At 37.7% G+C, this 14,013-nt stretch carries 3 protein-coding genes, 2 tRNA genes and 3 rRNA genes; all 8 read left to right on the top strand.

The window, feature by feature from the left end:
• Window positions 1–8: 8 nt before the first annotated feature.
• The 8 genes from HYN56_RS19475 to HYN56_RS19435 all read left to right on the top strand — a co-directional run bounded on the left by HYN56_RS19475 (window position 9) and on the right by HYN56_RS19435 (window position 13,882).
• On the top strand, window positions 9–1,607 hold the full coding sequence (locus tag HYN56_RS19475; protein ID WP_109193703.1) for a RagB/SusD family nutrient uptake outer membrane protein: 1,599 nt from the start codon (window positions 9–11) through the stop codon (window positions 1,605–1,607).
• 204 nt (window positions 1,608–1,811) lie between these two features.
• Entirely contained in the window at window positions 1,812–2,450 is a 639-nt protein-coding gene (locus HYN56_RS19470) for an MBL fold metallo-hydrolase (protein ID WP_146194614.1), read from the top strand.
• Window positions 2,451–3,464: 1,014 nt separating this feature from the next.
• Window positions 3,465–4,978 (top strand): 16S ribosomal RNA (locus HYN56_RS19460).
• Between the two features lie 126 nt (window positions 4,979–5,104).
• Window positions 5,105–5,178, top strand: a tRNA-Ile gene (locus HYN56_RS19455).
• Between the two features lie 92 nt (window positions 5,179–5,270).
• Window positions 5,271–5,344 (top strand) — tRNA-Ala (locus HYN56_RS19450).
• 134 nt (window positions 5,345–5,478) lie between these two features.
• A 23S ribosomal RNA gene (locus HYN56_RS19445) occupies window positions 5,479–8,359 on the top strand.
• Window positions 8,360–8,546: 187 nt separating this feature from the next.
• Window positions 8,547–8,656 (top strand): 5S ribosomal RNA (gene rrf, locus HYN56_RS19440).
• The 16S, 23S and 5S rRNA genes sit together here with 2 tRNA genes alongside, the layout of an rRNA operon.
• A 1,029-nt stretch (window positions 8,657–9,685) precedes the next feature.
• Complete coding sequence (locus tag HYN56_RS19435; protein ID WP_205727633.1) at window positions 9,686–13,882, top strand: hybrid sensor histidine kinase/response regulator transcription factor; 4,197 nt, start codon at window positions 9,686–9,688, stop codon at window positions 13,880–13,882.
• Window positions 13,883–14,013 lie beyond the last annotated feature (131 nt).

The raw sequence follows: 14,013 nt of genomic DNA, 5'->3' as shown, positions 1-14,013 counted from the left end.
AAATAAAGATGAAAAATCAAAATATAGTATATAAGATCCTTATTTCCGGTTTACTTCTTTTAGGAACTGGGTGCACAAATTTGGATGAGACAGTTTATGATAAAATAACTGCTGAAGGCACAACGCTTACTGAAGAAGATTTGACGAGTATTATTGCGCCAGCTTATACTTCGTTTAGAGGAATTTTTTGGAACTGGGATGGTTTACATGATTTGTATGAAGAATCATCAGACTGTTTGGTAACACCGCAACGAAACGGTATTGGCTGGGGAGATTATTACATCACAATGCATCTGCATACTTGGGGATCTACGCTTCCTCATGCAGAGGGTAACTGGAGTTATATGTATACAGGAGTAAATAGTGTGAATAGAGCAATATATCAAATAGAACAAATTGAAGGTATCCCAAATAAAGATAAAGTAATTCAGGAACTAAAAGCATTAAGAGCGATTTATTACTATTTACTGTTAGATAATTTTAGAAACGTTCCTATAGTAACTTCTTTTATCAATCCTCCAGGTTATCTTCCAGTTCAGAATACAGGAAAAGAGGTGTATGATTTTGTTGAAAGCGAATTAAAAACAGCACTACCATTTTTAAGTGAAGAAAACAACACGGAAACTTATGGAAAAGTTACAAAATGGGCGGTTAAAATGACTTTGGCAAAATTGTATTTAAATGCACAAGTATATATTGGTACTCCTAAATATAATGAAGCTTTGGCTGAGGTTAATGATATTATAAACAGTGGAAAATTTAGTTTGGCAAGTAATTACGCAGACAACTTCAAAATTAAAAACGAGGGATCTCCGGAAGAAATATTATCTATTCCTTTTGATCAGGTTAAAACCGGAGGAAGTTATTGGCCATTTAAATCTTTAGCAGCTCCTAGTCAGGCAACATTTGAAATGAGCGGTGGGCCTTGGAACGGAACTGGAGGAATTCCTCAATTTATTGATACTTACGATCCAGATGATCAAAGATTAAAAGACTGCTGGTTGGGAGGTAAGCAATACACAAGCAAAGGAGAACCAATAATGGTTGATGGTAAACAATTTGAATATATTAATTTCATGACAAACGTAAATGGCTGTGAGCCTAATGAAGGTTACAGATTGGTTAAATATGAAATAGGAACAGGAGATATTGGGCAAACAAGTAATGATGTGCCTTTTTACAGATACACAGATGCACTGATGATTAAAGCGGAATGTCTATTAAGAGCTGGAGATGCTGAAGGAGCAGCAGTAATTGTTTCACAAATCAGACAAAGAGATTTTAAAAATACCAATCCGGCTAAGGCAACAGTTTCAGGAGCTAAACTGAATGGAGGTAGTGTTTATAAATATGGAACTTATGATTCTGGTGTTATTACCAAATTAGAAGGAGGCGCTGATATTCAGTATGGAGGTTTCTTAGATGAACTTGCTTGGGAATTTATTGGAGAAGCACATAGAAAACAAGATTTGATACGATTTGGAGTATTTACTAAAAAATCTTGGTTTACTCATACGCCAAATGGTGATTTCAGAAGTATTTTGCCAATACCACAGTCTGTAAGAGATACCAATAGTAATCTGCAACAAAATCCAGGTTATAATTAAAGAGTTCTATAATAATAATTTCGATAGGGAGCAGATTAATTTTTGCTTCCTGTCTTTTTAATACTGTAAATGTATACATAGAGATTTTTTTTTATCTTTAGATTTATGTGATTATCCAAATAAACACTATTTAAAAACATGTTAATGTTTAGTTTGTAAACTTTTAAAAAGTTTTTGGTTAAAATAATAAAAAATGATTTGATTATGGAAATTAAAGTCCACAATTTACAGAATGGTCAGGTAAGAGTAGAAGGTTTTTTGCCTTCTAATGAAAACAATAATTTTTATACATTTTCTTATACCGGAATTACAAAACAGGTAAAATGCAAAGTTTGGCTTCCTGTGTCAAGTTACTTAATAGAGCATCCTAAAGGATTAGTTTTAATTGATCAAATGTGCCATGCTGATATGTACCAAATTAAGCGTGATAAAAAAGAACTCAGTTTTTTTCAAAACCTAATCAATAAACCTTTTATAGAGCTGGAAGATATTATTAATGAAAAGTTGGCAAAAGTTGGGTATAAGTCAAATGATATAGATTATTTAATTCCAAGTGATATTCCATCAAATTATTCCAGAAAATTAAATTATCTGAAAAGTGCAAAAAAAGTTATGATAAGTGATTTGCAATGGAATACTGAGATTCAAAAAAAATCAATGGAACTATTATCTGACAACTGGAACGATTTAAATCTTCAAAAATTTAATTTTTCAAAAACGGGTATTGGTCCACAAGGTCTGTCTTACGATTTATTTGGAGATAAATCAGTTGTTTTGGTAAGTACACCGGAATACAGTTCTGGAGCAGTAACAACAATTATTAAGAACAACAATGACTGTTGACCAGAAACTTTGATGTTCGGTTGTAAATAAAAGAATGTTTAGAATCAGAAAATAAAATCCATTTGTATTATATGTATAATGATAAACATCCCGACAGTTTGCAAAATCTGTCGGGTTTGTTTTTTATACATATATATAATAGTGTAATTCAATTTTTCCGTAGAGACGCACCGCAGTGCGTCTAATGCGTATAAAGGACGTGAAAGAAAGATGGTATTTAAGAGATTGTAAAATGGGATTTTGAATTTCAAAAATTGGGATTTAAATTTTGAGGAGCAATTTCCCGCTATCCGCTGCAATCTTTTTGTGGCGAACCCCGCCACAAAAAGGATTTCCGCTTCTATCGGGGCTAGTGGAGCTGTTTTCATAAGAAGGTTTATCTTTAAAAAGCGGCTTCAAAGTTTGAAAATTCCATAAAAACAGAAATCCGAAAAGAGCAATAAATATCAAATTAATAGATTAATGGAGAAAAATCTTACTTGTTGTTAAAAAAATTCAATCTGTAAACAAGCCGTTACCAGTAAGTTAGGGAAAAGATCAAAAAAAAGACAAAAAAACATAGAAAAAAAGCTTGCGAAAGCGGAAAAAGGTGCTACTTTTGCACCCGCAACAGCGAAAACGTTCACAGAAATACTGACAGGAAAGAAGGATCAAATGGGAAGAGATTTTCAAAAAAAAAGATTCGGAAAAGCTTGTGAGATTTGAAAAATGCTTTTACATTTGCACCCCGCAAATACGGGAAGTTCATTGAGGGATTGGGAGGAAAGGTTGAAAAACTGAGACGAAAAAAAAGTTTCAATTTTTTTTAAATTTTTCTTGCAGGAAACAAAAAGAATTTCTAGTTTTGCACCCGCTTTGAGAAACAAGCGAAGGAAACAAAATTACGTTCGTAGACATATTGAATTGACAGCCGTCTCGTCACAAGACGAGACAAAATAGAATAAGAGTAATAGAATCGAGAGATTCGAGACAAACCGACTGGAATAAGGCATCGACTATATAATATTAAAATATACGATGAAGAGTTTGATCCTGGCTCAGGATGAACGCTAGCGGCAGGCTTAACACATGCAAGTCGAGGGGTATATTTCTTCGGAGATAGAGACCGGCGCACGGGTGCGTAACGCGTATGCAATCTGCCTTTCACAGAGGGATAGCCCAGAGAAATTTGGATTAATACCTCATGGTATTATAGAGTGGCATCACTTTATAATTAAAGTCACAACGGTGAAAGATGAGCATGCGTCCCATTAGCTAGTTGGTAAGGTAACGGCTTACCAAGGCAACGATGGGTAGGGGTCCTGAGAGGGAGATCCCCCACACTGGTACTGAGACACGGACCAGACTCCTACGGGAGGCAGCAGTGAGGAATATTGGTCAATGGGCGCAAGCCTGAACCAGCCATGCCGCGTGCAGGATGACGGTCCTATGGATTGTAAACTGCTTTTGTACGAGAAGAAACACTCCTTCGTGAAGGAGCTTGACGGTATCGTAAGAATAAGGATCGGCTAACTCCGTGCCAGCAGCCGCGGTAATACGGAGGATCCAAGCGTTATCCGGAATCATTGGGTTTAAAGGGTCCGTAGGCGGTCCTGTAAGTCAGTGGTGAAAGCCCATCGCTCAACGATGGAACGGCCATTGATACTGCAGGACTTGAATTACCAGGAAGTAACTAGAATATGTAGTGTAGCGGTGAAATGCTTAGAGATTACATGGAATACCAATTGCGAAGGCAGGTTACTACTGGTTGATTGACGCTGATGGACGAAAGCGTGGGTAGCGAACAGGATTAGATACCCTGGTAGTCCACGCCGTAAACGATGGATACTAGCTGTTGGGGGCAACTTCAGTGGCTAAGCGAAAGTGATAAGTATCCCACCTGGGGAGTACGAACGCAAGTTTGAAACTCAAAGGAATTGACGGGGGCCCGCACAAGCGGTGGAGCATGTGGTTTAATTCGATGATACGCGAGGAACCTTACCAAGGCTTAAATGCAGACTGACCGATTTGGAAACAGATCTTTCGCAAGACAGTTTACAAGGTGCTGCATGGTTGTCGTCAGCTCGTGCCGTGAGGTGTCAGGTTAAGTCCTATAACGAGCGCAACCCCTGTTGTTAGTTGCCAGCGAGTAGTGTCGGGAACTCTAACAAGACTGCCAGTGCAAACTGTGAGGAAGGTGGGGATGACGTCAAATCATCACGGCCCTTACGCCTTGGGCTACACACGTGCTACAATGGCCGGTACAGAGAGCAGCCACCTCGCGAGGGGGAGCGAATCTATAAAGCCGGTCACAGTTCGGATCGGAGTCTGCAACTCGACTCCGTGAAGCTGGAATCGCTAGTAATCGGATATCAGCCATGATCCGGTGAATACGTTCCCGGGCCTTGTACACACCGCCCGTCAAGCCATGGAAGCTGGGGGTGCCTGAAGTCGGTGACCGCAAGGAGCTGCCTAGGGTAAAACTGGTAACTAGGGCTAAGTCGTAACAAGGTAGCCGTACCGGAAGGTGCGGCTGGAACACCTCCTTTCTAGAGCCCATTTTGTTAGCCTCAGGGCACGAATGGGAAACAAGATGCCACTCTACAGGTTTGGAATTTTAGATTGTATTACTCTTGCTGTTGATTTAAAAAATGATAAACAATTAAGTAAAACAGAGTCTCGTAGCTCAGCTGGTTAGAGTACTACACTGATAATGTAGGGGTCGGCAGTTCGAGTCTGCCCGGGACTACTATTTGACTTAATTAAAAGGAAATTTTAGGGGTTGAGACCTTATGAGCAATAATTCATAACTCATAACTAATAACTCATCACTAAAGAAATGGGGGATTAGCTCAGCTGGCTAGAGCGCCTGCCTTGCACGCAGGAGGTCAACGGTTCGACTCCGTTATTCTCCACTGATTTGCTCCAAGGAGTAGATAAAAGTTCATTGACATATTGAGATAAGAAAATAATAAGAAAGTAGAAAGCGTTTTTGTTATAAGTAACAAAAACAAAAAAAACGGTCTTGTTTTAAGTAACAAGATTGGTACAATAAGCAAAATAAGGGCGTATGGGGAATGCCTAGGCTCTCAGAGGCGAAGAAGGACGTGATAAGCTGCGAAAAGCTGCGGGGACGAGCACACATCGATCGATCCGCAGATATCCGAATGGGGCAACCCACTATGTTGAAGACATAGTACACCGATAGGTGGGCAAACCCGCTGAACTGAAACATCTAAGTAGGCGGAGGAGAAGAAAACAAAAGTGATTCCGTAAGTAGTGGCGAGCGAACGCGGATTAGCCCAAACCAATTATGTTACGGCATAGTTGGGGTTGTAGGACCACGACATTTTATGCATGCAGAACCGGAACCGGCTGGAAAGTCGGGCCACAGAGGGTGATAGCCCCGTATGGGTAATAAATGTAATGAATAGTGGTATCCTGAGTAGGGCGGGGCACGTGAAACCCTGTCTGAATTTGGCGGGACCATCCGCTAAGGCTAAATACTCCTGAGAGACCGATAGTGAACCAGTACCGTGAGGGAAAGGTGAAAAGAACCGTGAATAACGGAGTGAAATAGATCCTGAAACCATACGCCTACAAGCGGTCGGAGCCCTTAAGTGGGGTGACGGCGTGCCTTTTGCATAATGAGCCTACGAGTTAACGTTGCTGGCAAGGATAAGTGTTTAAGACATGGATCCGTAGCGAAAGCGAGTCTGAATAGGGCGCTTTAGTCAGTAGTGTTAGACGCGAAACCGTGTGATCTACCCATGGGCAGGTTGAAGCTGTGGTAACACACAGTGGAGGACCGAACCGGTTGACGTTGAAAAGTCTTCGGATGACCTGTGGGTAGGGGTGAAAGGCCAATCAAACTCGGAAATAGCTCGTACTCCCCGAAATGCATTTAGGTGCAGCGTTATTTTAGTTATATAGAGGTAGAGCTACTGATTGGATGCGGGGGCTTCACCGCCTACCAATTCCTGACAAACTCCGAATGCTATATAATGATTGATAACAGTGAGGGCTTGGGTGCTAAGGTCCAAGTCCGAGAGGGAAAGAACCCAGACCATCAGCTAAGGTCCCCAAATATATGTTAAGTTGAAAGAACGAGGTTTGTCTGCCCAGACAGCTAGGATGTTGGCTTGGAAGCAGCCATTCATTTAAAGAGTGCGTAACAGCTCACTAGTCGAGCGGACGAGCATGGATAATAATCGGGCATAAACATATTACCGAAGCTATGGATTTGCAAGCAATTGTAAGTGGTAGGGGAGCATTCCAGCAGGGTTGAAGGTGTATCGTAAGGTATTCTGGACCGGCTGGAAAAGAAAATGTAGGCATAAGTAACGATAATGCGGGCGAGAAACCCGCACACCGAAAAACTAAGGTTTCCACAGCTATGCTAATCAGCTGTGGGTTAGTCTGGTCCTAAGGCGAACCCGAAAGGGACAGTCGATGGCCAACGGGTTAATATTCCCGTACTACTTATTGCTGTGATGGGGTGACGGAGTGATGAAAGCGCCGCGAACTGACGGAATAGTTCGTTGAAGTACCTAGCTATAGGTTCTGTAGTGAAATGCGCAGGAACTGGTGAAATACGATAGTACTCGGAGTCTTCGGACAAAGAGATAGTGCGCCTAAGGGCTTCCAAGAAAAACCTCTAAACTTCAGGCAATAAGTACCAGTACCGTAAACCGACACAGGTAGTTGAGGAGAGAATCCTAAGGTGCTCGAGAGATTCATGGCTAAGGAATTAGGCAAAATAGACCTGTAACTTCGGGAGAAAGGTCGCCCTGAGCAATCAGGGCCGCAGTGAAGAGGTCCAGGCGACTGTTTATCAAAAACACAGGGCTCTGCAAAATCGTAAGATGAAGTATAGGGCCTGACACCTGCCCGGTGCTGGAAGGTTAAGAGGAGATGTTATCTTCGGAGAAGCATTGAATTGAAGCCCCAGTAAACGGCGGCCGTAACTATAACGGTCCTAAGGTAGCGAAATTCCTTGTCGGGTAAGTTCCGACCTGCACGAATGGTGTAACGATCTGGACACTGTCTCAGCCATGAGCTCGGTGAAATTGTAGTAACGGTGAAGATGCCGTTTACCCGCAGTGGGACGAAAAGACCCTGTGCACCTTTACTATAGCTTAGTATTGACCTTGGATAAATGATGTGTAGGATAGGTTGGAGACTGTGAAGCGGCGTCGCCAGGCGTTGTGGAGTCATTGTTGAAATACAACCCTTTGTTTATCTGAGGCCTAACCCCGCGTTGCGGGGGACATTGCTTGGTGGGTAGTTTGACTGGGGTGGTCGCCTCCAAAAGAGTAACGGAGGCTTCTAAAGGTTCCCTCAGTACGCTTGGTAACCGTGCGTAGAGTGCAATGGCATAAGGGAGCTTGACTGAGAGACATACAGGTCGATCAGGTACGAAAGTAGAGCATAGTGATCCGGTGGTTCCGCATGGAAGGGCCATCGCTCAAAGGATAAAAGGTACGCCGGGGATAACAGGCTGATCTCCCCCAAGAGCTCATATCGACGGGGGGGTTTGGCACCTCGATGTCGGCTCGTCACATCCTGGGGCTGGAGAAGGTCCCAAGGGTTGGGCTGTTCGCCCATTAAAGTGGCACGCGAGCTGGGTTCAGAACGTCGTGAGACAGTTCGGTCTCTATCTACTGCGGGCGTTAGAAATTTGAGTGGATCTGATTCTAGTACGAGAGGACCGAATTGGACAAACCTCTAGTGTATCTGTTGTCCCGCCAGGGGCACCGCAGAGTAGCTACGTTTGGAAGGGATAAGCGCTGAAAGCATATAAGCGCGAAACCCACCACAAGATGAGATTTCTTTTAAGGATCGTGGAAGATGACCACGTTGATAGGCTATAGATGTAAAGGCAGTAATGTCATAGTCGAGTAGTACTAATAATCCGTAAGCTTATGTACGAACTTTTCCCTCTCTGGTCCCAGACCAGGGAGGGAGGAAACTTTCTTAAACTTAATAAAACTTATTTGTTTCTTTATCTCAGTATGTTAAAATATTGTCCGCACCGCGGAAGGTTAAAGGTTATATGTTATCAGTCAAGCGTTTAAAACGAGAAACTATAAACAACAAACCAATAACCAACAACCTTAAGGTGGTTATTGCGGCGGGGCTCACCTCTTCCCATCCCGAACAGAGAAGTTAAGCCCGCCTGCGCAGATGGTACTGCAGTTTTGTGGGAGAGTATGTCGTCGCCTTTCTTTTAAGAATCCTCATCATGTTTTTGATGAGGATTTTTTGTTTTGCAGCACTTTTGCTTTTTTCTTTAAAAAGCAAAAGATACAGCGGACAGCCCGGCCCGGAGGGAAACGCCATTAATTATTACGAAATAGAAAATACAAAACTCGAGCAAAATTAATACAGAATAATTCTTTTCTTTATTTTTCAATCACGATGAAATTTTTGATACTAAAGGGTTAAAATGTTAGCAAGAAAATCCTCGGATGTAAAAGCTATAGTACATGAATTTTCTCAGAAGCAATTGGAGTTTTCAAATGACTATCCAATCTTTAGCAAACTTTAGAAAGAATTAAACTAGATTCTTCTAAATTTGATGTGACTAGGAAGTACAAAAGTTCTTTTTACGCTAAATGATATTTTCTTAAAGAAATACTTTCAATACATAGACTTTTGTTATACTTTGTTTTCATTTTTTTTTTTTTTTTTTTTTTTTTTTTTTTTTTTTTAAGTTAAACATTTGTAATACAAAGTGTTATGATTTTATCAATAAGTGGAGAGCATAATGAAATGCAAAGAAAAATAGTGTTATAGTAAATAGTGATAGGGCTACAGTGTTAAGATCAACACTTTAGCTCTTTTTTTTACATGGACCTTTTTGATTTATTTACTGTTATTTGGTTCAAATGAATATCTTATTACACTTCAAATCACGAAGTACAAATTTTGCTACTCCAAAAAAAGATGAATTAAGCTAAAAGTAGATTGATTGCATCATTTTAGACTTGTTTTTATTGCGAAATGACTTTTATTTTATAGTAAATGATTGATAATTTAAAGATATTTAAAATGCTTTTATTTAAAATTGTCTTTGTGGATAGCATTCCGTTTTTTTGTTGAGATGTTTGCTTTCTTAAATAAAATTTATGTCTTTTGCTTTGTATACTTGATATAATAAAAAAAGTTAGTTTTAAAAAATAGTATAATTAAAGCTAAAACAATATAATCTAAATCCTAAAGAAAATAGTCTCTATAGGTAAATTATAATAAACGTGAGAATAAAAGATTTAATTAAAGGTATATTTCTACTACTCAGTTTTAATATTAATGCACAGTTTTCTAATTTAAAATTTGAAAACTTTGATACCAGTAAAGGGCTGTCCAGTAGTACTTGTGTTGAAATATTTCAAGACAAAGAGGGTTTTTTGTGGTTTGGAACTATTGATGGCTTAAATAAGTATAATGGTTATGAATTTGAAGTTTTCAGGCCAATTGTTAATGATAAGTATTCCATTAGTAACAATCGTATAAATGCAATTACTGAAGATTATTTAGGACATCTCTGGGTAGGAACAAGTAATGGTTTAAATGTCTTTGACAAAAAAGCGCAGAGATTTTACAAAATCAATCTGGATAAAAATTTTATCGATAAGGCTAATCCGAGAGAGGAAATCAATTGTTTAAAATTTGATGCTCAAAAAAAACTCCTATGGATTGGTACTAAAAATGGTTTGATTAAAATTGATTTGTCAATTTTTCCAGATGACTTTCAAAGTTTTAAATCAATTCGTTATAAAGCAAATTATAAAAACAGTAATGCATTAGATAATAATAATATTTCAAATTTAATATTAGATAAAAAAGGACAACTTTGGATTGGAACAGCGGGAAATAATTTGCATAAGTATAATTCCAAAACAAATGTATTCGAACGTCAAAATATAAATTTTGAAGCCAATCAGTTTTTAGATCATTTGCCTAAACAAATTATACTTGATAATAAAAACGAATTTTGGATTGGGAATGATTTAGGGCATTTGTATGTTTATAATTCGACTACAAAACAGCATAAAAAAGTTAGTCAGGACAGTTTTTCAGTACCCATTTTTCATCTGTATCAGGATATTAAAGGTGTAATTTGGGTTGCTACAGATGGAGAGGGTTTGTATTTATTAGACAAACAAAAAGGATTGATAAAACATCTCGTTCAAAATCCAGATGATCCATTTTCCTTACCCAACAATCAACCGTCAAAAGTACTGCAAGATAAAGAAGGAACGTATTGGATAGCCACATACAATAAAGGAGTAAGCAAATTAGCTTTGTTTAAATCATCGTTTGGACATCATTTCTACAAAACACAAACTTCAAATAGTTTAAGTACAAAAATTGCGCAGTCAGTATTTCAGGATAGTCGTCAGCGTATCTGGATTGGGACAGATGGAGGAGGTCTTGATATGTATGATGATACAAAAGAAACGTATAAACATTATAAAAATATTCCAGGTAATTCAAATTCATTGAGTTCCAATAAAATTCTATATGTAATTGAAGGCAATAGTGATGAGTTATGGGTTTGTACTTGGGACAGAGGTCTTAATAAGTTTAATACAGAGACTGGTCAGGTAAAACGGTTTTTAAATGATCCGAATAATGTTTTTTCAATAGGCCAAAATACAGTCTGGTGTGCTGCCAAAGACAAACAAGAAAGACTTTGGCTGGGTACATCTTTGGCAGGACTAAATTTATTCGATACCCGAACAGAACGTTTTTATCAGTTTAAGAATAGTCCGAATTCACCGAAAAGTATAATTAGCAATTTTGTCTTTTCGCTTTTTGTAGATTCTAAAAACAGACTTTGGGTAGGAACATCTATAGGTCTTTGTTATGTCAATCTTGATAAATTGGATGCGAGAATACCCAAGAAAATCCAGTTTGAAGAAATTAAAATTAAAAATGTCCAGGGCAATCGTGTGAACCAGGTAATCGAAGATTATAAAGGAAATATTTGGATTGGTACAGATATGGGCTTGTTTCAATTAGATAAGCATTTACAATTGAGAAAATCCTATTCTTCCTCAAGTGGTCTTCCAAATAATTTGGTGGTTGGATTACAGGAAGATAATAATAAAAATATATGGATTAGTACAAAGAGTGGTTTGTCTCTATTAAGTCCTAAGTCTGGTAAGATTATTAATTTTAATGTTCATGATGGCTTGCAAGGTCTCGAATTTCAAAGTAAATCAATAGCCAAAACTTTTGATGGACGAATAATAGCCGGGGGGATAAATGGATTTAATTTGTTTAATCCCAACGATATTGTATTGAATTCAGACAAAGTAAAACCTATTCTTTCTGGTATAAAATTGTTCAATCAAAAAGTTAATGCCGGTGATACGATTAATAATAGAGTATTATTTGAAAATGATCTTAATAGTTTAGACAAATTAAAACTGGCTTATAATGAAGGTCATATATCAATAAGTTTTGTAGCCTTAAATTATCAGAATCCGGAGCGTGTCAAATATGCATATAAAATGTCTGGTCTGGATAAAGAATTTATCAATGCAGATAATAATCGTATTGCAAATTATGCAAATCTGCCTCCTGGTTCCTATACTTTCGAAGTAATGGCTGCTATTGATGGTCAATGGGAAAATGCTGGTAAAACAAGTATTGAGATTCATGTTTCTCCTCCTTTTTGGAAATCATGGTGGGCATATGTTTTCTATATGATTGCAGGAGCAGCCATGATTTGGTTTGGATTAAAGTTTTATACCCGAAGATTAAATGAGGAGAAAGAACAAGAATTGGATCAATTAAAACTAAAATTCTTTATCAATGTTTCCCATGAGTTTAGAACACCTTTGACCCTGATTTTAAATCCAGTTGAAAAAATATTGACTCACTTTAATGATCCTGACGAAGTAAAAAAATCTGCAGCTATAATCCAAAAAAGCAGTAAGCGTTTACTTTATTTGGTAGATCAATTATTGGATCTTAGAAAAATGGATTTGGGTAAATCTCATTTAGAAATTGCTAATCTGGATATTGTAAAATTTAGCAGGGAAACTTTTTTCTTGTTTGAAGATTTAGCCAAATCGAAAAATATCCGTTTTGTTTTTGAATCAGAATTTGATCAATATTATGGAAATTTTGATGCCGATAAAATTGAAAAAATACTGGCAAATCTCTTGTCTAATGCAATTAAGTTTACAGATAATGGAGGAATTGTTACGTTGACATTATCTGAAATTTTTGTAGACAGTATAGGGTATAAATGGAATTATTTGAGGCCTTCGATCAATCGAAAAATGATTCAGATGAATATTTCTGATACTGGAATAGGTTTTAAAAAGAAACAGCTTAAAGAAGTCTTTCAACGTTTTTTCCATGCCGATGCATCTAAAGCGGGAACAGGCATTGGATTGAATTTTACAAAGAGTCTTGTTGAACTGCACAAGGGAATGATTTTAGTTGAAAGTAAATATAAACAAGGTACAACTTTTAGCGTGCGACTTCCGGCAGATTTAAAAGAAGACGGTAAAAAGATTATAGAAGCAGGAACCATAACATCCCAAGGTAAAAATATGAATGCGCTTTCATCTGCAGATTATGAAATTTCGATAGCTGATGAAAATATAAATTCGGATGCAATCGCTTCAGATGCAGATAAAAAAAGACCATTAGTACTTTTGATTGAAGATAATAAAGTGCTTCGAAGTCATCTTAAAGCAGAACTCAGCGAACAATTTAGAGTTAAAGAAGCAGTCAATGGGGTTGCTGGTTTAGAAAAAATAAGAAAGTATTTTCCAGACATCATAATTAGTGATGTTATGATGCCAAAAATGGATGGTTTCGAATTATGCCAACAGCTTAAAAGTGACTTTGAAATTAGTCATATACCTATTTTACTGCTGACAGCCCGCAGTTTAGATGAAGACTTAGCAATGGGTTATGAAAAAGGTGCTGACGCCTATTTGTCAAAACCATTCAGCATTAATGTGCTTAAGGCACGAGTTAATAATTTGCTGGAAGCACGTAAACGTTCCCGCGAACGTTTTGCGGCTGTAGGTGGAATTATTCCGGCATCTGATATAACGATTAATTCACTCGATGAAAAATTTTTGGATAAAGCCACAAAAGCAGTTGTAGATAATGTAACTAACGTCGATTTTTCTTTAGACGATTTGCTGAATGCCTTAAATATGGGACGTTCTCAGTTTTATCGAAAAATTAGTTCCTTGACGGGGCAAAATCCAAGTAATTTTATTCGAACCATAAAATTAAAATATGCAGCAGAATTGCTGATTAGCGATTCGTTTTCGATTAAAGAAGTAGCTCATAATTGTGGATTCAATTCAACGGCATATTTTACGAAGACTTTTAAGGAAGTTTTTAATGTAACGCCTTCACAATATATAGAAGAAAATAAAACAAGAAAAAATGAAGATAAGTCTATTGACTAAAAACAGCAGAGAACTTTGTTTAAATCCGATTTAGTATTCAAATCGGATTTTTTATTGTCTTAAAAATCGAGATTAGTAACCTTAATTATTTTAAATAGGAGTGACTTAATAAACTTTATTATTAACCATAA

The organism is Flavobacterium crocinum (assembly GCF_003122385.1).
GTDB classification, from domain to species: Bacteria; Bacteroidota; Bacteroidia; order Flavobacteriales; family Flavobacteriaceae; genus Flavobacterium; species Flavobacterium crocinum.
This window is presented reverse-complemented; position numbering and strand designations above follow the sequence as displayed.

Excerpts from the sequence above, each read along its gene's own strand:
- HYN56_RS19470 (WP_146194614.1), top strand. The coding sequence starts at position 1,812 with ATGGAAATTAAAGTCCACAATTTACAGAATGGTCAGGTAAGAGTAGAA.
- HYN56_RS19475 (WP_109193703.1), top strand. The coding sequence starts at position 9 with ATGAAAAATCAAAATATAGTATATAAGATCCTTATTTCCGGTTTACTT.